The sequence below is a fragment of the Limnohabitans sp. 63ED37-2 genome (assembly GCF_001412535.1).
Classification (GTDB): Bacteria; Pseudomonadota; Gammaproteobacteria; order Burkholderiales; family Burkholderiaceae_C; genus Limnohabitans_A.
Window position 1 is genome coordinate 2,825,821 of record NZ_CP011774.1, and the last position, 19,591, is coordinate 2,845,411.

The window sequence follows — 19,591 nt, forward strand, 5'->3', positions numbered from 1 at the left end:
CAGTGGGTTGAAACACACGCCATTTAGCTGAATTTCGAAACCATCACGGTTTCGGCGCCCGCAATCGGGTTCAAATCGGCGCATCACCTAAGTATAAGGGCGATAAACAAAGCCCCGCACGGGCGCTGCACAAGGCTTCGCCCAGCCGAGGTGTCCATTGGCGGGGCTGCTTTGCAGACGCTTCAACTGCCCCAGCCCGACAATGCGATCACCCCCAACACGGCAAAGATGCCTGCCGAGATCAGGTGCACCAACCGCAGCGGCACCCGCTTCGTGATGGCATCGCCCAGCCACACCACAGGGGCATTGGCCAGCATCATGCCCAGTGTGGTGCCGGCCACCACGGCGAACCAAGCGTTGTACTGTGCGGCCAGCATGACGGTGGCAATCTGCGTCTTGTCGCCCATCTCGGCCAGAAAGAAGGCCACCACGGTGGTCAAAAACACGCCCATGCGCGGGGCGCTGTCCCCTTCTTCATCGTCGAGTTTGTCGGGGATCAGCATCCACACCGCCATGGCAATGAAGGATGCGCCCAACACCCAGCGCAGCACATCGGGCCCCATCACGGTGGTGACCCAGCTGCCCACGGCACCGGCCAGACCATGGTTGGCCAGCGTAGCCACCAAAATGCCCAACACGATGGGCCAGGGCTTGCGAAAACGGGCGGCCAGCACCAATGACAGCAATTGGGTTTTGTCACCCATTTCGGCCAAGGCCACGATACCGGTCGAGACGAGGAATGCTTCCATGAGGGAATGCGGGCTTGGCCCAGAAGACTCAATCAAATAAAGGTGTGCATCTTACGTGAGGGGCGCAGGCACCCACTTGAAGCGCCCCAGGGGTGCCGAACAGGCATGTGTCATTTTGGGTGCGCTTCTTGCTTTTGTTTGGTGCGCGGGGGTGGGCAGCCCTCAAAATGCACCAAATTGATTCAAAAATCATCGAAGGACGATCGTGGAAGCACTAAAACAGGGCGCTGATGCGCTTTTTATTTTGTTGGGCGGCATCATGGTGTTGGCCATGCACGCCGGTTTTGCATTTTTAGAGCTGGGCACGGTTCGAAAAAAGAACCAAGTCAACGCGTTGGTCAAAATCCTGGTGGATTTTTCGGTGTCCACCGTGGTTTATTTTGTGGTGGGCTACAGCGTGGCCTACGGCACCACTTTCTTTGTGGGGGCCGAGCAGCTGGCCGCCAAGAACGGTTATGACCTGGTCAAGTTCTTCTTTTTATTGACCTTTGCGGCGGCCATTCCTGCCATCATTTCGGGTGGCATTGCCGAGCGGGCCAAGTTTTGGCCGCAGTTGATCGCCACAGCGGTGATCGTGGGCTTTGTTTACCCCTTCTTTGAGGGCGTTGTCTGGAACCAGCACTTTGGCGTGCAGGCCTGGATCAAGGCCGTCACGGGCGATGAGTTCCATGACTTTGCGGGCTCGGTGGTGGTTCACGCCATGGGCGGCTGGATCGCGCTGCCGGCTGTGATTTTGCTGGGTGCCCGCTACAACCGTTACCGCAAGGACGGCGTGGTGTCGGCGCACCCACCCTCGAGCATTCCTTTCCTGGCTTTGGGTTCATGGATCCTGATCGTGGGTTGGTTTGGCTTCAATGTGATGAGCGCCCAGACACTGGACAAGATTTCGGGACTGGTGGCGGTCAACTCCTTGATGGCCATGGTGGGCGGCACCTTGGCGGCTTTGGTCTTGGGCAAGAACGACCCCGGCTTTGTACACAACGGCCCCTTGGCCGGTTTGGTGGCGGTGTGTGCAGGCTCCGACTTGATGCACCCTTTTGGTGCCTTGGTGGTCGGTGCTGTGGCGGGTGCCCTGTTTGTGGTCATGTTCACCCTGACCCAGAACAAGTGGAAGATCGACGACGTGTTGGGCGTGTGGCCCTTGCATGGCATCTGCGGTGCTTGGGGCGGCATTGCTGCAGGCATTTTTGGCGCCAGCAGCCTGGGGGGTTTGGGCGGCGTCAACCTGACGGCGCAGTTGATCGGCACCGCCATGGGTGTGGCTTGGGCCTTGCTCGGTGGCTTGGTGATTTATGGCCTGCTCAAAGTCACGCTGGGTCTGAAACTCAGCCAAGAAGAAGAATACGACGGCGCCGACTTGAGCATTCACAAAATCAGCGCCACCCCAGACCGCGAAGTGAGTTGGTAAAACAACAACATCAAGGTGCGCCAGAGCACGTTTTGACGGGGCTTTAGGGGAAATGCCTTGCATTTTTTTTGGCGATATCGCAGATAATGACTTGACTTCGGTACAAAAACCCTGAAGTCCAGTCTGCGGTGACCAGATCAGTTTCGCTTTCCTTCCGATGTTTTCAGGTTTGTTGAATGCGCTTTCAGAGCTCCATCGCTTTTATTTCTGTGTTTTGAGGAGTCCCTTTCATGGGCAACAAACTTTACGTCGGTAACCTGCCTTACTCGGTTCGCGACGGCGATCTGGAACAAGCCTTCGGCGAATTCGGTGCTGTGACCAGCGCCAAAGTCATGATGGAACGCGATACCGGCCGCTCCAAAGGCTTTGGTTTTGTGGAAATGGGCAGCGACGACGAAGCACAAGCGGCGATCAACGGCATGAACGGCCAGCCTTTGGGTGGTCGCAATGTGGTGGTCAATGAAGCACGCCCCATGGAAGCGCGTCCTCCCCGCACAGGCGGTGGCGGCTTCGGCGGTGGTCGCCGTGAAGGCGGTGGTGGTGGTTACGGCGGAGGCGGCGGCGGCGGCTTCGGCGGTGGTGGCTACGGCGGCGGCCGTGAAGGCGGCGGCGGTGGTTATGGTGGCGGCCGTGAAGGCGGTGGCGGCTACGGCGGTGGCCGTGAAGGCGGCGGCGGTTATGGCGGTGGCCGTGACGGCGGCGGCCGAGGCGAAGGCGGCGGCGGTGGTTTCCGCAGCCCCTACGGCGCGGGTCCCCGCGGCGGTGGCGGTCGCCGTGAAGGTGGCCGCGAAGGCGGTGGCGGCGGCTACGGCGGCGGTTACTGATCGAGCACCTGTGCTGGGCATGGCGCCCAGCCTGCAAAAAGCCCTGCATTGCAGGGCTTTGTCATTTCTGGGGTTGGCGCCGTGTGGGGTCCACGCAAACCAAGCGCTGTCACCCAATGGGGTTGCCCGTAGTTACCAAATAGAGGATAGCGGCTGAGCTCGGGCTTGAGTCGGTTTGGCAGGCCGCTCAGGGCGTCTGACGTGGCGGCAAAACGGCGCGTACCTGGCCCTGCAGTTCGTATTGGCCACTGCGGACATCAAAGTTCATGGTTTGGGCGCTGAACACATCGCCGCCCCGTGTGATGCGCACGGGCTGGTCCGAGACCAGGCGCTCTTCTTGCAGCCAAGCGGTGAGAGTTTCGCCACGCAGCTCAACACGAGGGCCCTGCTTGTCGGCTTGTCTCACCGCCGTCGCTTCACCGGAGAGGGTCACCTGTTGTTCGGCTTCGCGGGAGATGCCTTTTTGCGCCTGCGCCGTCAGGCGTGTGCCCACCTCGTTTTCGGCCAAGATGCGCACGCCCTCGATGTGCAGGCTTTGTGTCGCCGGGAAGTGGGTGGCGCTTTGACCACTGATTTCGCGGGTCAATCGGCCTGAAGCGTCAAAGGATTTGACCGTGAATTGATCTAGACGGAAATCAGGGTCCTGGCGCAGCTGGGGGTCGAGGCCGGGCGGGGCCAATTCGGGCACGCTGCGCACCAGCCACCAACTGCCCAAAGCCAAAATGGCAAACAGGAACAAGGGCAGGTAAATCGTCAATCGGTCCAGGGTGCGGCGCACCCGCGTGAGCAGGTTCATGCCGATGCGCCTGGGTGATCGTTCACCCCCACTTGCGCGAGCAAGGCTGCATAGTGACCGCCCGCCACCAGCAGGAGGTCACAAAAGGCGCGGGCCGCCCCTTCGCCGCCGCGCTCGGCGGTGGTGTGGTGGGCCAAGGCTTTGGCCTGGGCATGGGCATTGGCCGGGGCACAAGCAAATGCGGCGCGTTGCATCACGGGCAAATCGGGCCAGTCATCACCGATGGCGGCCGCTTGGGACCAGCTCAGATTCAGTTCGCTCAAAAAGGCTTCGGCCGCCGGTCGCTTGTCTTCGGTGCCAAAGCGGGCGTGGGTGATGCCCAGTGCCTTCAGGCGCAGGCGAAGCGGTGCCGAATCGCGACCCGTGATGACCACGGGGGTGATGCCCGCCTTTTGCAGCAGCTTCAGGCCTTGGCCATCGAGCGTGTTGAAGCGCTTGAGGGTCTCGCCGTTTTCTGAAAAATACAGTCCACCATCGGTCAGCACGCCATCGATGTCGAAAAAGGCCACACGAATGCCTTGCGCTTGCAGCAGCAATTCAGGCGGATAGTGCAGGGCCGGTGTGAGTGCTTGGAGGGATTGCATCTCAGATCACCTTGGCCCGCATCAGGTCGTTGGAGTTGATGGCGCCGCACAGCAGGCCCTGCGCGTCCACTACCAAGATGCTGGTGATGCGGTAGAGCTCCATCATCTCGGCGGCTTCGACGGCCAGCGCGTCGTGGCGGATGGTGCGCGGATTGGGGTGCATGACCTCTCGGGCACACAAGCTGCGCAGGTCCACCCCTTTTTCAATCAATCGGCGCAAATCGCCATCGGTGAACACACCCAGGACGCGGCCATCCGAATCCGTGACCGAGGTGGCACCCAGGCCTTTGTTGCTCATCTCACGCATCAGGGCGGTGAATTCGGCATCGGGCCCGACTTGCGGCACCTCGTCACCTTTGCGCATCACATCGGCCACATGCGTGAGCAGCTTGCGGCCCAAGGAACCGCCCGGGTGCGAGCGGGCAAAGTCTTCGGGTTTGAAGCCCCGTGCATCGAGCAGGGCCACCGCCAACGCGTCGCCCATGGCCAGCTGGGCCGTGGTGCTGGCCGTGGGGGCCAAATTCAGGGGGCAGGCTTCTTTGTCCACCGAGCAGTCGAGCACCACATCAGCATGGCGAGCCAAGGAAGACTGCAGGCCGCCGGTCAGCGCGATCAAGGGCACGCCCTGTCGCTTGAGTACGGGCAAGATGGCGATCAGCTCGTCACTTTCGCCGCTGTTGGAGATGGCCAAGACCACGTCCACGGTTTTGATCATGCCCAGGTCGCCGTGACTAGCTTCCCCTGGGTGGACAAACATGGCGGGGGTGCCTGTGGAGGCCAGCGTGGCGGCAATTTTGCGGCCAATGTGCCCGCTTTTGCCCATGCCGGTGACCACCACGCGGCCTTGCACAGCCAACACCATGTTCACGGCTTGGACGAAGCGCTCGTCCAGCCGGTCTTTCAATCGGAGCAAGGCGGCGGCCTCGATGTCGAGGGTTTCGCGGGCGAGCTGCAAGGTGTGGTCGGAATGGGCAAGCATGGTGGGCATTTTATCGGGCAGAGTGCCAGGCCCCACCACGGGCGTATTCAAGCCCTCGCCCAGGAGAGAACTCATCGGCGGCAACGCCACACGGGTCACACGCGCTTGTTACCATTGGTGCATGAGCGCTTTGGAATTGACCCTGTTGTATTTGCTGGCGGCCGTGCTGGGCGTGGTGGGCTGCCGCATGCTCAAGCTGCCGCCCATGCTGGGCTATCTGGCGGTGGGTGTGGTGATTGGCCCCAACGCCTTGGCGCTGGCACAAAACTCCGAAGGCGTAAAACACCTGGCTGAATTTGGCGTGGTGTTTTTGATGTTTGTGATCGGGCTCGAATTCAACCTGCCCAAGCTGCGCTCCATGCGCAAGCATGTGTTTGGTCTGGGCCTGTTGCAGGTGCTGCTCACGCTGGTGATCGTGACGGTGTTTTCATTGTTTGTGGCCAACTTGGCGCCCACGCTGTGGAAGATGGAGTGGCAAACCGCGCTCGCGCTGTCAAGCGCCATGGCCATGAGCAGCACGGCGATCGTGATCAAACTGGTGGCCGACCGGCTGGAGCTGGAGTCTGAGCACGGCAAGCGGGTGGTGGGTGTGTTGCTGTTTCAGGATTTGGCCGTTGTGCCCCTGATTGTGATGATCCCGGCCCTGAGCGCCCCCGCTGACCAGATGCTCACCGCTTTGATGATGGCTGCGCTCAAAGCCACGGTCTTGATCACCTTGCTCATGACAGGCGGTCAACGCGTGATGCGCTGGTGGCTGACCCTGGTGGCACGGCGCAAAAGCGAAGAGCTGTTTGTGCTGAACTTGCTGCTGGTCACGCTCGGGCTGGCCTGGATCACCGAATTGGCGGGCCTGAGCCTGGCGCTGGGGGCCTTCATTGCGGGCATGCTGATTTCCGAGACCGAATACAAACACCAAGTGGAGCTGGACATCCGGCCTTTCCACGACGTGTTGTTGGGCCTGTTTTTCATCACCATTGGCATGATGCTGGACTGGCACATTGTGGTCGAGCGCTGGCCTTTGGTGCTGATCCTGACCACCTTGCCGGTGTTGTTCAAACTGGTGTTGGTGACAGCCCTGGCCAAGCTGACGGGCGCGTCCAACGGAGTGTCTTTGCGCACCGGTTTGTACCTGGCCCAAGCGGGTGAATTCGGTTTTGTGTTGCTCACACTGGGTGCGCAGAGCAACATCATTCCACCGGCCTTGCTCAACCCGGTGTTGGCCAGCATGGTGCTGTCCATGATGGCCACGCCTTTCATCATCATGCACAGCGAGCGCATCGTGCTCAAGGTGGTGGCCAGTGAGTGGTTGCAGCAGTCTTTGCAGATGACCACCATCGCCCGCAAGTCGATCAACACCAGCAAGCACGTCATCATTTGTGGCTACGGTCGTTGCGGACAGAACCTGGCACGCATGCTCGAAAAGGAAAACATCCCTTACATGGCGCTCGACCTGGACCCCGACCGGGTGCGCCAAGCGGCTGCTGCCGGAGATTCGGTCGTGTTTGGCGATGCCGCACGCCTGCAGTCACTCATGGCCGCGGGCTTGGCCCGCGCCAGCGCAGTGGTGATCACCTACTTGGATGTGCCCGCTGCCATGAAGGTACTCGACCACACCCACAGCCATGCGCCGCAAGTGCCGGTAATTGTGCGCACCACCGACGACCTCGATCTGGAAAAGCTGCAGCTCGCTGGCGCAACCGAGGTGGTGCCCGAGGCGCTCGAGGGCTCGCTCATGCTGGCCAGCCATGCGCTGGCCTTGGTGGGTGTGCCCATGCGCCGTGTGATCCGCATCGTGCAAGACCAGCGCGATGCTCGCTACAACCTGCTGCGCGGTTACTTCCATGGTGCCGATGACGACACGCTGGAAGAAATTGACCACGAGCGCTTGACCACCGTGGGCCTGCCCATGGCCTCGCCTTGGTTGGGCAAACAGATCCAAGACCTGACTTTTCACGCCATGGGGGTGCGTGTGGTGAACCTGCGCCGCGTCAACGGTCAGCCCGAAACCGTCGGAGATGACACCGTGCTGCATCCGGGCGACACGCTGGTGCTGTCGGGCAAATCCCAAACCCTGGCCGTGGCCGAAGAAAAACTCCTGAGAGGTTGAGGCATGGACGATTTGAACGTCAATGATTATTTGAAAAGCCACATCCGCACCGTGCCCGACTGGCCTGCGCCTGGCGTGCAGTTCCGAGACATCACACCACTGCTGCAAGACCCCCGCGTGTTCCGTGTGCTGATCGATGCCTTTGTGCACCGTTACATGCACCCGGCTTTGCGCCCAGACGTGGTGGCCGGGCTCGATGCACGGGGTTTCATTTTGGGCTCGGTGGTGGCCTATGAGTTGGGACTGGGTTTTGTGCCCATCCGCAAGAAAGGCAAACTGCCCTTCACCACGGTGGAAGAAACCTACGAACTGGAATACGGTAGCGCCACCGTGGAGCTGCACACAGACGCGGTCAAACCCGGCCAGCGGGTGCTGCTGATCGATGACCTGATCGCCACGGGCGGGACCATGATGGCGGGTAAAAAACTGCTCGAAAAACTCGGCGCCACGGTGATCGAGGGCGCAGCCATTGTGGATTTGCCCGAGCTGGGCGGTTCTGAGCGCATTCGCGCCACAGGCCTCAAACTTTTCACGCTGGTGTCTTTCGAGGGGCATTGAGGGCTGTCACGCGCGGCGCTGACAAGTCACTTGAAGCGGCATAAGCTGGGGGTTTTCCACTTGGCCCAGACCACCCCATGAGCTCAAACCACACGCCGCCAGCGGCCTCCGACGACCGCGTGCCTTATGCCAAACTCCAGCCCTGGGGCATGGCCCCCGACATGGTGGTGCACGATGTGCAGACCGAAGACGAACGCCTGTGGGCCCCCGTCGCTCCAGGCATCTGGTCGCGTCCTCTGCACCTGAACGTGACGGGCGGTTTTTATGTGCACCTGCTCAAAGTCAAGCGCTCGGGCTTACTGCAGCGCCACCGACATTCCGGCATGGTGCATGCGCATGTGCTGCGTGGCAAATGGCTCTATCTGGAACACGACTGGGTGGCCAAAGAAGGCAGCTATGTGTTCGAACCCCCGGGCGAAACCCACACCCTGGTGGTGCCCGACGATTGCCAGGACATGGTGACGATGTTCACCGTGCACGGCGCCCTGATGTACGTGGACACCCAAGGCAATGCCACCGGCTACGACGACGTGTTCACCCGCATCGAGAAGTACCGCGCCCACTTTGAGGCCGTGGGCTTGGGCGCGGATTATGTGAAGACTTTCATGCGTTGAGACGCCGATTTCGGATAAGAAAAAACCGCTCTGTGGGCGGTTTTCTTCTGGAGGCCTCACCGCAGTGAGGCGCTGTGTCAGAGCGGTTTCTTCAGCCAGTGGGCGATTTCGCCAATGATGCCCCGGCGGAAAGCCAGCACGCAGATCACAAAGATCACGCCCTGGATGATGGTCACCCATGCACCAAACTGGGCCAGGTAGTTTTGCATGCTCACGATCACAGCCGCGCCGACCACAGGCCCGAACAAGGTGCCCAACCCCCCCAGGAGCGTCATCAACACCACCTCGCCCGACATGGACCAATGCACGTCGGTGAGAGAGGCCAGTTGGAACACCAGCGACTTGGTGGCACCGGCAGTGCCTGCCAATGCGCCCGAGATGACAAAAGCGATCAGCTTGAACATGTCGGTGTCGTAACCCAGCGAAATCGCACGGTCTTGGTTTTCGCGGATGGCCTTGAGGATCTGGCCAAAGGGCGAATAAATGATGCGCCAGATCAGGGCAAAGCCAGCCAGGAAGATCGCCAACACAAACGCATACATGGCCGAGTTATCGGACAAATCGAACACCCCAAACAACTTGCCCCGAGGCACCGACTGGATGCCGTCCTCGCCGCCTGTGAAAGGCGTTTGCAGATAGAAGAAGAACACCATTTGCGAAAACGCCAAGGTGATCATGGCGAAGTAAATGCCTTGTCGGCGAATGGCCAACATGCCCGTGACCAGCGCCAGCAAGCCGGAACAAGCTGTGGCAAACAACACGGCCAACTCCGGGTTCCAGCCCCAGACTTTGGCCGCATGGGCTGCGGCATAACCTGCGGTACCCAAAAACATGGCGTGGCCAAAAGACAGCAGCCCACCAAAACCAATCAGCAGGTTGAAGGCGCACGCAAACAAGGCAAAGCACATGACCTTCATCAGGAAGATGGGGTACACCCAGATCGGGGCGATGACCAAGACAAGCACCATGATGGCAAAGGCCACCCACTGGTGGGTGAACGACTGGGTCTTGAGTGTGGGGGTCGAGACAGTGGTCATGGTCTTACTTCTGGGTGCCGAACAGGCCTGCGGGCTTGATCAAGAGAACAATGGTCATGATGATGAAAATCACCGTGCTGGAGGCTTCGGGGTAGAACACCTTGGTCAGGCCTTCGATCAGACCCAGACCAAAACCCGTGAGGATGGCCCCCATGATGGAGCCCATGCCGCCAATCACCACCACGGCAAACACCACGATGATGATGTCGGCGCCCATGGTCGGGTTAACTTGGTAGATGGGTGCAGCCATCACACCGGCAAAAGCGGCCAGACCGACACCGAAGCCATAGGTCAGGGTGATCATGCGCGGCACGTTGATGCCGAAAGCCTGCACCAAGCTGGGGTTCTCAGTGGCGGCACGCAGATAGGCGCCCAGCTTGGTCCGCTCGATCACGTACCAAGTGGTCAAACACACCACCAGCGAAGCCACAATGACCCAGGCGCGGTACTTGGGCAGAAACATGAAACCGGTGTTGTAAGCACCTTTAAAAACTTCGGGCACTGGATAAGGCATGCCCGAAGAGCCGAATTCGTGTCGGAACAAACCCTGGATGATCAGGGCCAGACCGAAGGTGAGCAGCAGGCCATACAGATGGTCCAGCTTGTACAGCTGTTTGAGCATGGTGCGCTCAATCAGCATGCCGGTGGCACCCACCACCACAGGTGTCACCACAAGTGCGACCCAGTAGTTGATGCCGAGTTTGGTCAAGCCAAGGTAGGCCACAAAGGCGCCCAGCATGTACTGGGCTCCGTGGGTGAAGTTGATGATGTTCAGCAAGCCGAAAATCACGGCCAGGCCCAGCGAGAGCAATGCGTAAAAAGAGCCGTTGATCAGCCCGATCAGCAATTGCCCGAACAGGGCTTGTGAGGGTATGCCAAAGATTTCCATGGTGATTTATCGACTTGCTTGAACAAAGGGATGGAATTACTTCTTGACCAGCGGGCACTCGCTCTCAGCCAAGGGGCGGAATGCCTCGTTGGCCGGGATCGTGGCGACCAGCTTGTAGTAGTCGTAAGGGCCCTTGGACTCGGCTGGCTTTTTCACCTCAAACAGGTAGGCCGGGTGGATCTTGCGACCGTCGGGGCGGACCGAGCCCTTGCCGAAAATCGGATCGTCGGTCGGCAGCTCTTTCATCTTGGCGGCGACCTTGGTGCCATCATCGGTCTTGGCTGCGTCCACGGCCTTCAGGTAGTGGATCACGCTGGAGTAAACACCGGCTTGCACCATCGAAGGCATCTTGCCGCCTTGAGCTGCTGCAAAACGCTTGGAGAAAGCGCGGGTGTTGTCGTTCAAGTCCCAATAGAAGGTTTCGGTCAACATCAAACCTTGAGCGATGTTCAGACCCAGCGAATGCACGTCGGGCAGGAACACCAGCAAGCCCGCCAGGTTCTGGCCGCCCTTGGTGATGCCGAATTCAGCGGCTTGCTTGATGGAGTTGGTGGTGTCACCACCGGCGTTGGCCAGGCCAATGATCTTGGCTTTGGAGGCTTGGGCCTGCAGCAAGAAAGAAGAGAAGTCCTGTGTTGGGAACGGTGTGCGGACCTTGCCCACCACCCGGCCACCGTTCTTGGTCACCACGGCTTCGGTGTCGCGCTCCAGGGCGTGGCCGAAAGCGTAGTCAGCGGTCAGGAAGAACCAGGTGTTGCCGCCGCTTTTGACAATCGCTTTACCGGTGCCGTTGGCCAGCATCCAGGTGTCATAAGCCCAGTGGATGGTGTTGGCGTTGCAGGCCTTGCCCGACAGGTCGGCAGTGGCCGAGCCGGAGTTAACGTGCAGTTTGCCCTTGTCGCTGGCAATTTTGGCCACGGCCAAACCCACAGACGATGTGGGCACGTCGGCGATCATGTCGACCTTGTCCGTGTCAAACCATTGACGCGCCACGTTGGAGCCCACGTCCGGTTTGTTCTGGTGATCAGCACTGACGATTTCGACTTTGAGCGTGCTCTTGGTCGCCTTGATGTAGTCCTCCACAGCCATGCGGGCCGCAGTCACCGAGCCGGGGCCGGTGATGTCTGAATACAGGCCCGACATGTCGTTCATCACACCGATCTTGACGATGCCGTCAGAGATCTGTGCTTGGGCTGAGCCTGCAAAGGCGCAAGCGGCCACGGCGGCGAGGGAAAGAAGTTTGCGTTTCATCGTGTTGTCTCCAGTTAGAAAAAAATCACACACCCAGGTACTCGTTCAACATGCCCATCTTCGAGGACAGCTCTTGTGAGGTAAAGCTCTCCACCATCTGACCATGTTCCATGACGTAGAAGCGGTCTGCCAAAGGCGCGGCAAACCGGAAGTTTTGCTCCACCATGATGATGGTGAAGCCCTTGGCCTTGAGGGCGGTGATCATGCGGGCCAGCGCCTGCACGATCACAGGCGCCAGGCCTTCGGAGATTTCGTCGAGCAACAAAAAGCGTGCACCTGTGCGCAGGATGCGGCCCACAGCCAGCATCTGCTGCTCGCCACCGGACAAGCGTGTGCCAGGGCTGTTGCGGCGCTCCAGCAGGTTAGGGAACATCTCGTAGATTTCTTCAACCGACATGCCGTTGGGGGCAATGACGGGTGGCAGCAGCAGGTTCTCTTCGCAGGTCAGTGCCGAAAAAATGCCACGCTCTTCTGGGCAATAACCAATGCCGAGTTTGGCAATCTGGTGCGGCGCCCAGTTCACCGTTTCCTGGCCCTTGATGGTGATCGAGCCTGTTCGCCGACCGACCAAGCCCAAGATGGACTTGATGGTGGTGGTGCGCCCGGCACCATTGCGGCCCAGCAAGGTCACCACCTCGCCCTCGTTCACAGTCATGTCCACCCCGTGCAGGATGTGCGACTCGCCGTACCAGGACTGCAGGTTGCTGATGCGCAGGAATTCTTTGGACTCAGCCATGGGCCCCCTCCAGTTGGTTATCGGTCGTGCCCATGTAGGCTTCGAGCACTTGGGGGTTTTGCGACACCACGGCGTAAGGTCCTTCTGCAATCACTTGTCCGCGTTGCAAGACACTGATGGTGTCTGCGATTTTGGACACCACATTCATGTTGTGCTCCACCATCAAGATGGTGCGATTGGCTCCTACTTTTTTGATCAGCTGGGTCACGCGGTCCACGTCCTCGTGGCCCATGCCCTGTGTGGGCTCGTCCAGCAGCATCAGCTCGGGGTCCATGGCCAGCGTGGTGGCGATCTCTAAGGCACGCTTGCGGCCATAAGGCAACTCCACCGCCGTCAGGTCGGCCATATTGCCCAAATCGACTTGGTCGAGCAATGCCATGGCCTTGTCGTTGAGCTGATTCAGGCTGCGCTCGGAACGCCAGAAATGCATCGAGGTGCCGGTGGCACGTTGCAAGCCAATGCGCACGTTCTCCATCACCGTGAGGTTGGGGAAGGTGGCAGAGATCTGGAACGACCGCACGATGCCGCGCCGCGCTACCTGGGAGGGCTTTTCTGGGGTGATGTCATGACCATTGAACAGGATCTGTCCACGGGTCGGAATCAGGAACTTCGTCAGCAGGTTGAAGACGGTGGTCTTGCCTGCGCCGTTGGGGCCTATCAGCGCGTGGATGTGACCACGCTGCACATTCAGGCTCACGCCGTTGACGGCAACGAAGCCCTTGAACTCTTTGACAAGCTCTCGGGTTTCAAGAATGAAATTGCTGGACATCTGGAGGGCTCTTGTTCATTGTTCGTCGACAGTGACTTGGATAGCGTCCAAATTGTGGAGGGCGAGCGTCAGTTTCGTGTCATGGTAATCCCGGAGTCTTGTCACGCAGGCGTCTGTCACGCACAAGTCACGGGTGTCATGACGCCCGCGACCTTATGGTTGAAGTCATGCCTTGGTTTGCAGGTGCTGCGCATCCAGGGTGCGCAGCTCTGTTTTGAGCACCTTGCCGTAGTTATTCTTGGGCAAGCTCTGCACCAAGTGGTAGTGCTTGGGGCGCTTGAAGCGTGCGACCTGAGACAGGCAATGCGCGTCCAACTCCGCCACGCTCAGGACTGTGCGGCACACGACAAAAGCCACCACCACTTCGCCCCACTCGGGGTCGGGACGGCCGATCACCGAGACCTCGGCCACCTGCGGATGGGTGAGCAAGGCTTCTTCCACTTCGCGTGGGTAGATGTTGGTGCCACCGCTGATCACCATGTCCTTGGAACGGTCGAGCAAGCTCAAGTAGCCGTCGGCATCCAGGCGGCCCACATCGCCGGTTTGCAACCAGCCATTGCGAATCGCTTTGGCGGTGGCCTCGGGGTCACGCCAATAACCGGCCATGACCAACTCGCTGCGCACACAAATCTCACCCACTTCGCCCACGGGCAGTTCGGCACCCGCCTTGTCGCAAATCCTCACCTCAACCATGGCCTGTACGTGGCCCACCGAGGCCAGGCGTTCACGCCAGCGTGGGTGGCGGGTGTCCAGCACATCGCTCTTGGGCAAGACGCTGATGGTCATGGGGCATTCGCCTTGGCCATAGATCTGCGCAAAGTGCGGGCCGATGACTTGCAACGCCTCTTCGATGTCGGCCAGATACATGGGGCCGCCGCCATACACGATGGTGGCCAGGCCCTGCGGCCGCTCGGGCAAGGTGCGTGCCGCGTCCACCAGCCGCCGCACCATGGTGGGGGCTGCAAAAAATGAGGCCCGCTGCCAGTGCGCGGCCAGCGCCAGGGCTTCGTGCGGGTCAAACCCGTCGGATCGGGGCACCACGTTCAAGCCCGCGTTCAGCACATACGGCAAGTGGTACATGCCGCCGCCATGCGAGAGGGGCGCGGGGTGCAGCATGGTGTCGCCGCGCTCCACCGATTGCACCGAGCCGAAATACGCCAGCGTGCAGCTACGCAACTGGCGGGCGCACAGCACCACACCCTTGGGGCGGCCGGTGGTGCCACTGGTGTAGAACAACCAGACCGGGTCGTCGTCGCTTCGCACTTGCAAAGGCAGCTGTGGGGCGTCCTCTTGCAACATGAAGGCAGTACTGGCCGCGACACCTGTGTTAACGCCGATTTCGCGCAGCGCTTGAGTGAAATCGTTTTCCCGCTTGCTGTCGCAAAATGCGATGCGTGCTTCGCCGTGCTGGGCGATCCACGCGGCTTCGCGTTCGTGCAACTTGGCGTTGACCGGCACCGCCACCGCACCGGCCCACCAGATGCCCCACATCAGCGGCAAATAGTCCGGCGAGTTGTACAAGAACAGCATCACGCGGTCGCCGGGCTGCACACCTTGGGCCTGCAGCCAATGGGCCGTACGCGCAGCGCGTTGAGCAAATTGCGCGTAGTTGCACCAAACCTGCGTGCCGTATGCAATGGCCGCTTGTTGCGGGTAACGTTCGGCGCTGCGGGCCAACCAGAGGGCGATGTTCATGTGATGTGGGAAGAGAGTCGAATCGATGCGATCACTAGACCAGGACCATGCCACCATCGAGCAAGATGGACTGCCCTGTCATGCCGCGAGACTCGTGAGAGCCCAGGTAGACCGCCAGTGCAGCGATCTCGTCTGGGTTCAGCACCCGCCCCAGCGGCACCCGCGCCAAAGCGGCCTTGACCATGTCGTCGCCGCTTATGCCTGAACTTTGTGCGACCTGTGCCTTCAGTGTTTCCACCATGTCGGTCTGCACAAAGCCGGGGCAGATGGCATTCACGGTCACCGCGTGTGGGCTGGCCTCGAGCGCCACGCAGCGCGTCAGGCCCACCACCGCGTGCTTGCTGACGTTGTAGGCGCTTTGGTTGCGCGAGCCCCATTTGCCCGCTGTGGAAGCGATGTTGACGATGCGCCCGTGCCGACGTGCCTGCATGCCCGGCAGGCACGCCTGCATGAAGTGCAGCGCACCAAACAGGTTCACATCGAGCATGTCCTGAAAGTCCTGCGGTGCGTAGTCGAGGAAAGGCTTGGCCCGGTACACCCCCGCGTTGTTGACCAGCACGTCGACGCGCCCAAAGCGCTCTTCAACTTGTGCCACGGCCGCAAAACAGGCGTCACGCTCGGTCACGTTCAGGCCCAAAGTCATGATGCGCTCGGCGGGCAGGCCTAGGCTGTCTTTGACTTCCTGCAAGCGTGCCGTGTCGGTGGCGATCAGGCACAAACTGGCACCTTCGGCCGCATAAGCCTCGGCAATCGCACGGCCGATACCACGGCTTGCGCCGGTCACGATGGCCACTTGTTGGTCGAGTCGGTGTGCCATGTTCAATCCTTGGGTTGGGGCGCTCAGATGAGCGCCGCGTGTTTGCGTGGGTCGCCCGTCTTGCCGTGTTTGGGGCCGTCGTGCGGCTTGGACACGGCTTGGCGCAGCACCGCCAGATAACCCTGGGCCAGCTCCATGCGCGGGCCAAAGCCTTGCGCCATCAGCATGCGGTGGGCAGCAGGCAGCTTCCAGCAGGGGGTAAAAACAAACAGGTGGTGTTCCAGGTGGTAGTTGACCCAGTACGGCGCCAGCACCATGCGCATGCCCCAATTCGTCAGCGTGGTGCGGGTGTTGCGCAAGCGGTCATCGTTGTTGCCGACCACTGCATGCTCGGCGATGTTGCGCACACGGCTGATGACTTGGTACCAGGTCAGCAAGGGCAGGAGCCACAGCAAAAAGTAGGCCCACCACACCCCCGCTGCGGTCGTGACGGCCAAGATGGCCAGGTTGCTCAAGAAAAAGTATTTTTCTGCGGCCCACAGTTTCTTTACACGCTGCCAGCGGCTGGGGCTGTCACCCATCTCCATTCGGAAAAATTCCAGGCGCCGCTGGTAACCGGTGATGCCCAGAATGTCGCGCCGCATCTTGCGCCAAAAGCTTTGTTTCGTGATCGGGAATGGCGCCGACAAAATCAGGTCGGGGTCTTCGGCTTGTTGGGTGTGGCGGTGGTGGCTCAGGTGGTAGGGGCGGTAAAGGGTGAGGCTTGCACCGACAGGCCAGCCGCACAAAAACGCGCCCAGTGTGTCGTTGAGCCGGGTGTTCTTGAACAAGGCGCGGTGCGCCGCGTCGTGCATCAAGATCGCCAAACCCAGCTGCCGCCCACCGATGACAACGACGGCCACCACAAAGCTCAAGGGATTGGGCCAGGCGATGAAGACGGCCATGGCCAAGGCGATCACGCCCCAAGCGTGCAACACCAAATACGCGCCCATCCAGTCCGAGCGCTCACGCAAATACGCGTCTTGTTCGGGGCTCAGACTGGGCTGGGTGTCGGTGGTCATGACAAGTCGATGGGCAAAGATGCACATCTTGTACCCATCGATGCACACAAACAGTCACAGGCGTGACCGATTGATGCAGGCCCCCACTGAGGCGCCGAAGTTTTCCGGGATGGGCTGTTTAAACCCATCCCAGCCGACTGTTTTCACAGATGCTTCAGCGTTGACCGTCGTGGACCGAAACCGCTTCCTTGGTCAAACCACCGAGTCGCGAGTGGATGCGGCCACCCGTTCCCATGACCAAGGCAAACAAAATTTCATTGGGCCGAGGGGCGTCTTGGATGCCCACTTCCATGCTGTTGAAATGGCTGCGCACATAACAAGCGTGGATGTAATGGACGGGCACCATCAAACGGTAACCGGCACTGGCGACAACTTTACTGGCAGGGACGATGGCTTTGGGGTCACCCAGCAAAGAACGCATGGCCCAACCCCCTGCCTCGTGCCAGACAGCGCCGTGTTCCATCTCGCCATTGACCCCCACGATGGCCGCTTTACTGTACACCTCGATGTTGTCTTTACCCAATGTGTCAATCAGCTCCTGCGCGAGCAGCGTCCCTAAAGACCTGAGCTCGGCCATGAAGGGCTTGAGGTCAGGCTCATAGCGGCCTGCGTAGGGGTTTTGAATCACCGCACAAGCTGCGGCAAGTTTCAAGGGCTGGTCGGAAACTGGGCCACCTTCGTGGTACGTGGTTTCGATGGTCAGACTGCGTTTGCGGATTTGGATCAGGGACATGGCGTGATTTTGTGTCGGATTAGTTTTTGGGAATCTTGGCTTCGTTCACCACTTGAATCCATTTTTGGGTTTGGTTGGCGACCATGGTCCGCATTTCATCAGATGTGCTGCCGCGAACCTCTCCTCCCATTTCTTCAAGTCGCGCTTTCACTGCTGGGACCAGCAATGCTTTTTGCAATTCGGCATTCAGGCGATCCACCACAGGCCGTGGTGTGCCCACGGGTGCCATCAGGCCAGCCCACGATTGGACGTCATAACCGGCGACCCCTTGCTCCGCCGCTGTAGGGACATCGGGGAGTCCCTGCCATCTTTGGGGGCCCGTGGTGGCAATGGCCTTGAGTTTTCCAGCTTTGATGTTCGCCAACACCGCTGTGGGCGGGGCGATGATCATCGGAATTTCGCCCCCTAGCAGCGCAGTCAACGAAGCCGAATCGCCTCTGAACGGCACATGCAGCAGCTTTGTTTTGGACATGCTGGCGAGCAACTCACCTGCCAGATGGTGGGTGGATCCGATCCCCGCCGTTCCATAGCTCAACTCGGTGGGGTTCGCTCTGGCTGCGGCCAACAATGCCGTCAGGTTCGGGTACTTGCTATTCGCTGGAACCACCACCAAAAACGGGAAGTAAGTGATGGTACTGACCATCTCAAAGTCTTGTACCGTGCGGTAAGCCAAGTTGTTGTACAAAGCGCCAGCCACCGCGTGCCCGCCCGTGGCCAACAGCAAGGTGTAGCCATCGGGCCTGGACTTGGCGACGGTGGTGGCTGCAATGGTGCCCCCTGCACCTGCTTGAGCTTCGACCACGATGTTTTGGCCCAAGCCCTTGCTCATTTCCATGCCCACAGTTCGGGCAATGTTGTCGGCGTTGCCACCGGGTGCAAAGCCTTGCATGATCTTGATGGGACGGTCTGGATAGGCTTGTGCCAGCGCGACCCCTGGCAGGGTCAAGGCGGTGAGGGTCAACGTGGCGAGAAGTTGTCGGCGAATCATTTTTGTCTCCTGGTTATGAAAATATCACTGTCAAATGCACGGGTTCAGCGGCAGGTCATGGGTGCATGACCAGCTTGCCGCTGACAAGACCTTGGTCAAGCAAAACGTGGGTTTTTTGGACCTCGCTGAGCTTGAAAATCTGAGGGGGCGAAAAGCTGACGCGTCGCTGCGCCAAAAACGCGATGGCCTCCTTCATCAGCCCGCGTCGTGTGTCTCGGTCTGCATCGAAGGTGTGCATGGAAAAGCAACGGATGGCCAAGCTTTTTTCCAGCAATTGGCGCATCACCTGGAAGGTGTCTTCGGTGGGCGGGCCCTGCACGATGTTGTAGGACACCAGCGTGCCAAACGGGGCAAGGCTCTTGAGCCCGTTGATCAAACTTTGCCCGCCCAAGTGGTCGAACACCAGATTCAAGCCCTTGCCATGTGTGATGTGCTCCAGGCGGTCTTTGCTTGTTTCCTCGTCGGTGCAAATGACATGGTCAAAGCCATGCGCCAAAGCAAACTCTGCTTTATCACGGCTTCTGCTGGTGCCAATGGTGACAAAGCCTTGGAGTTTGGCCACCTGGCACAACATGCCCGCCACACCGCCCGAGGCGCCGGTGATCAACACATAGGATGGGTCTGCGTTGGTGGGTCCTGCGATTTGCAATAGCGCCAAAGCCAGCTGCAAATTGGGCAGACTCACCGCATCGTCAAAAGAGACGGTGTCCGGTAATCGGTAGGGCGCATCTTCGGGCACCACGATGGCTTCTGCGTAACAGCCGCCTCGTTGGGGCAACTCTCGGGCACTCACCAGCACGCGGTCACCCACTTGCCAAGACGTGACGCCCTCACCCACCGCGTCCACCACACCCGCCAATTCGGCGCCCGGAATGGCTGGCAGTGGTGGCATCCATTTGTAGGTGCCTTTGCGCAGCAGCACATCCGGGCGACCCACCCCGATGGTGCTGGCCTTGACGCGAACCTGTCCACGACCGGCCACCGGCTCTGGAAGATTCACCTCCAGCAGGTTTTCGGGGCCACCAGGCACATGGACTTGGATCGCTTTCATGTTCA

Annotated in this window: 20 protein-coding genes; 5 read left to right on the top strand and 15 right to left on the bottom strand. The window is 60.0% G+C overall.

Annotated features, from left to right (window positions below; genetic code table 11):
• Positions 1-182: 182 nt before the first annotated feature.
• Positions 183-749, bottom strand: a complete 567-nt coding sequence (locus tag L63ED372_RS13325) for a TMEM165/GDT1 family protein (RefSeq protein WP_062406548.1) — start codon at positions 747-749, stop codon at positions 183-185.
• A 205-nt stretch (positions 750-954) separates the two neighbouring features.
• On the opposite strand from L63ED372_RS13325, the gene L63ED372_RS13330 reads away from it, so the two are divergent.
• Both L63ED372_RS13330 and L63ED372_RS13335 read left to right on the top strand, forming a co-directional pair.
• A complete protein-coding gene (locus L63ED372_RS13330) occupies positions 955-2,157 on the top strand; it encodes an ammonium transporter (RefSeq protein WP_062406551.1) in 1,203 nt (400 codons plus the stop codon).
• A 230-nt stretch (positions 2,158-2,387) separates the two neighbouring features.
• Positions 2,388-2,981 carry an RNA recognition motif domain-containing protein gene (locus L63ED372_RS13335; protein ID WP_062406554.1) on the top strand — a complete coding sequence of 198 codons (594 nt, stop codon included), beginning with the start codon at positions 2,388-2,390 and terminating at the stop codon, positions 2,979-2,981.
• A gap of 187 nt (positions 2,982-3,168) precedes the next feature.
• Here the strand turns inward: L63ED372_RS13335 and lptC are convergent, their stop codons facing one another.
• Genes lptC through L63ED372_RS13350 form a run of 3 tightly spaced genes read right to left on the bottom strand, consistent with a single transcriptional unit; the run spans position 3,169 to position 5,349 of the window.
• Positions 3,169-3,777: an LPS export ABC transporter periplasmic protein LptC gene (gene lptC / locus L63ED372_RS13340; protein WP_062406558.1), complete on the bottom strand. Its 609-nt coding sequence runs from the start codon at positions 3,775-3,777 to the stop codon at positions 3,169-3,171.
• Complete coding sequence (locus tag L63ED372_RS13345) at positions 3,774-4,361, bottom strand: KdsC family phosphatase (protein ID WP_062406561.1); 588 nt, start codon at positions 4,359-4,361, stop codon at positions 3,774-3,776. The genes lptC and L63ED372_RS13345 overlap by 4 nt, the downstream gene beginning before the upstream one ends.
• A 1-nt stretch (position 4,362) precedes the next feature.
• On the bottom strand, positions 4,363-5,349 hold the full coding sequence (locus L63ED372_RS13350) for a KpsF/GutQ family sugar-phosphate isomerase (RefSeq protein WP_062408116.1): 987 nt from the start codon (positions 5,347-5,349) through the stop codon (positions 4,363-4,365).
• Between the two features lie 112 nt (positions 5,350-5,461).
• Here L63ED372_RS13350 and L63ED372_RS13355 point away from each other — a divergent pair, with 112 nt between their 5' ends.
• The 3 genes from L63ED372_RS13355 to L63ED372_RS13365 all read left to right on the top strand — a co-directional run bounded on the left by L63ED372_RS13355 (position 5,462) and on the right by L63ED372_RS13365 (position 8,619).
• Positions 5,462-7,447 (top strand): monovalent cation:proton antiporter family protein, encoded by a 1,986-nt coding sequence (locus L63ED372_RS13355; RefSeq protein WP_062406564.1) that lies wholly within the window; start codon positions 5,462-5,464, stop codon positions 7,445-7,447.
• A gap of 3 nt (positions 7,448-7,450) precedes the next feature.
• Positions 7,451-8,005, top strand: coding sequence for an adenine phosphoribosyltransferase (locus L63ED372_RS13360; RefSeq protein ID WP_062406567.1), 555 nt, complete (start codon positions 7,451-7,453; stop codon positions 8,003-8,005).
• A 77-nt stretch (positions 8,006-8,082) separates the two neighbouring features.
• Positions 8,083-8,619, top strand: coding sequence for a 2,4'-dihydroxyacetophenone dioxygenase family protein (locus L63ED372_RS13365; RefSeq protein WP_062406570.1), 537 nt, complete (start codon positions 8,083-8,085; stop codon positions 8,617-8,619).
• A gap of 77 nt (positions 8,620-8,696) precedes the next feature.
• Here the strand turns inward: L63ED372_RS13365 and L63ED372_RS13370 are convergent, their stop codons facing one another.
• From L63ED372_RS13370 to L63ED372_RS13420, 11 genes are all read right to left on the bottom strand, one after another.
• Positions 8,697-9,656 (bottom strand): branched-chain amino acid ABC transporter permease, encoded by a 960-nt coding sequence (locus tag L63ED372_RS13370; RefSeq protein ID WP_062406573.1) that lies wholly within the window; start codon positions 9,654-9,656, stop codon positions 8,697-8,699.
• 4 nt (positions 9,657-9,660) lie between these two features.
• Positions 9,661-10,545: a branched-chain amino acid ABC transporter permease gene (locus tag L63ED372_RS13375; protein ID WP_062406577.1), complete on the bottom strand. Its 885-nt coding sequence runs from the start codon at positions 10,543-10,545 to the stop codon at positions 9,661-9,663.
• Between the two features lie 36 nt (positions 10,546-10,581).
• Complete coding sequence (locus L63ED372_RS13380; RefSeq protein ID WP_062406580.1) at positions 10,582-11,796, bottom strand: ABC transporter substrate-binding protein; 1,215 nt, start codon at positions 11,794-11,796, stop codon at positions 10,582-10,584.
• A 25-nt stretch (positions 11,797-11,821) separates the two neighbouring features.
• On the bottom strand, positions 11,822-12,532 hold the full coding sequence (locus L63ED372_RS13385; protein ID WP_062406583.1) for an ABC transporter ATP-binding protein: 711 nt from the start codon (positions 12,530-12,532) through the stop codon (positions 11,822-11,824).
• Positions 12,525-13,301 carry an ABC transporter ATP-binding protein gene (locus tag L63ED372_RS13390; RefSeq protein ID WP_062406585.1) on the bottom strand — a complete coding sequence of 259 codons (777 nt, stop codon included), beginning with the start codon at positions 13,299-13,301 and terminating at the stop codon, positions 12,525-12,527. Before L63ED372_RS13390 ends, L63ED372_RS13385 begins: the two co-directional genes overlap by 8 nt.
• A 165-nt stretch (positions 13,302-13,466) precedes the next feature.
• Positions 13,467-14,996: an AMP-binding protein gene (locus L63ED372_RS13395; protein WP_062406587.1), complete on the bottom strand. Its 1,530-nt coding sequence runs from the start codon at positions 14,994-14,996 to the stop codon at positions 13,467-13,469.
• Between the two features lie 34 nt (positions 14,997-15,030).
• Positions 15,031-15,813 carry an SDR family NAD(P)-dependent oxidoreductase gene (locus L63ED372_RS13400; RefSeq protein ID WP_062406588.1) on the bottom strand — a complete coding sequence of 261 codons (783 nt, stop codon included), beginning with the start codon at positions 15,811-15,813 and terminating at the stop codon, positions 15,031-15,033.
• 23 nt (positions 15,814-15,836) lie between these two features.
• The gene (locus tag L63ED372_RS13405) at positions 15,837-16,814 is read right to left on the bottom strand and encodes a fatty acid desaturase family protein (RefSeq protein WP_062406590.1); all 978 of its coding nucleotides are present in this window, start codon (positions 16,812-16,814) and stop codon (positions 15,837-15,839) included.
• Positions 16,815-16,968: 154 nt separating this feature from the next.
• Positions 16,969-17,547 carry an amino acid synthesis family protein gene (locus L63ED372_RS13410; RefSeq protein WP_062406592.1) on the bottom strand — a complete coding sequence of 193 codons (579 nt, stop codon included), beginning with the start codon at positions 17,545-17,547 and terminating at the stop codon, positions 16,969-16,971.
• A gap of 19 nt (positions 17,548-17,566) precedes the next feature.
• Positions 17,567-18,535, bottom strand: coding sequence for a tripartite tricarboxylate transporter substrate binding protein (locus tag L63ED372_RS13415; protein ID WP_062406594.1), 969 nt, complete (start codon positions 18,533-18,535; stop codon positions 17,567-17,569).
• A gap of 55 nt (positions 18,536-18,590) precedes the next feature.
• Complete coding sequence (locus tag L63ED372_RS13420; RefSeq protein ID WP_062406597.1) at positions 18,591-19,586, bottom strand: zinc-dependent alcohol dehydrogenase family protein; 996 nt, start codon at positions 19,584-19,586, stop codon at positions 18,591-18,593.
• Between the last annotated feature and the right edge of the window lie 5 nt (positions 19,587-19,591).

Excerpts from the sequence above, each read along its gene's own strand:
- L63ED372_RS13325 (WP_062406548.1), bottom strand. The coding sequence starts at position 749 with ATGGAAGCATTCCTCGTCTCGACCGGTATCGTGGCCTTGGCCGAAATG.
- L63ED372_RS13335 (WP_062406554.1), top strand. The coding sequence starts at position 2,388 with ATGGGCAACAAACTTTACGTCGGTAACCTGCCTTACTCGGTTCGCGAC.
- lptC (WP_062406558.1), bottom strand. The coding sequence starts at position 3,777 with ATGAACCTGCTCACGCGGGTGCGCCGCACCCTGGACCGATTGACGATT.
- L63ED372_RS13345 (WP_062406561.1), bottom strand. The coding sequence starts at position 4,361 with ATGCAATCCCTCCAAGCACTCACACCGGCCCTGCACTATCCGCCTGAA.
- L63ED372_RS13350 (WP_062408116.1), bottom strand. The coding sequence starts at position 5,349 with ATGCCCACCATGCTTGCCCATTCCGACCACACCTTGCAGCTCGCCCGC.
- L63ED372_RS13355 (WP_062406564.1), top strand. The coding sequence starts at position 5,462 with ATGAGCGCTTTGGAATTGACCCTGTTGTATTTGCTGGCGGCCGTGCTG.
- L63ED372_RS13360 (WP_062406567.1), top strand. The coding sequence starts at position 7,451 with ATGGACGATTTGAACGTCAATGATTATTTGAAAAGCCACATCCGCACC.
- L63ED372_RS13365 (WP_062406570.1), top strand. The coding sequence starts at position 8,083 with ATGAGCTCAAACCACACGCCGCCAGCGGCCTCCGACGACCGCGTGCCT.
- L63ED372_RS13370 (WP_062406573.1), bottom strand. The coding sequence starts at position 9,656 with ATGACCACTGTCTCGACCCCCACACTCAAGACCCAGTCGTTCACCCAC.
- L63ED372_RS13375 (WP_062406577.1), bottom strand. The coding sequence starts at position 10,545 with ATGGAAATCTTTGGCATACCCTCACAAGCCCTGTTCGGGCAATTGCTG.
- L63ED372_RS13380 (WP_062406580.1), bottom strand. The coding sequence starts at position 11,796 with ATGAAACGCAAACTTCTTTCCCTCGCCGCCGTGGCCGCTTGCGCCTTT.
- L63ED372_RS13385 (WP_062406583.1), bottom strand. The coding sequence starts at position 12,532 with ATGGCTGAGTCCAAAGAATTCCTGCGCATCAGCAACCTGCAGTCCTGG.
- L63ED372_RS13390 (WP_062406585.1), bottom strand. The coding sequence starts at position 13,301 with ATGTCCAGCAATTTCATTCTTGAAACCCGAGAGCTTGTCAAAGAGTTC.
- L63ED372_RS13395 (WP_062406587.1), bottom strand. The coding sequence starts at position 14,996 with ATGAACATCGCCCTCTGGTTGGCCCGCAGCGCCGAACGTTACCCGCAA.
- L63ED372_RS13400 (WP_062406588.1), bottom strand. The coding sequence starts at position 15,813 with ATGGCACACCGACTCGACCAACAAGTGGCCATCGTGACCGGCGCAAGC.
- L63ED372_RS13405 (WP_062406590.1), bottom strand. The coding sequence starts at position 16,814 with ATGACCACCGACACCCAGCCCAGTCTGAGCCCCGAACAAGACGCGTAT.
- L63ED372_RS13410 (WP_062406592.1), bottom strand. The coding sequence starts at position 17,547 with ATGTCCCTGATCCAAATCCGCAAACGCAGTCTGACCATCGAAACCACG.
- L63ED372_RS13415 (WP_062406594.1), bottom strand. The coding sequence starts at position 18,535 with ATGATTCGCCGACAACTTCTCGCCACGTTGACCCTCACCGCCTTGACC.
- L63ED372_RS13420 (WP_062406597.1), bottom strand. The coding sequence starts at position 19,586 with ATGAAAGCGATCCAAGTCCATGTGCCTGGTGGCCCCGAAAACCTGCTG.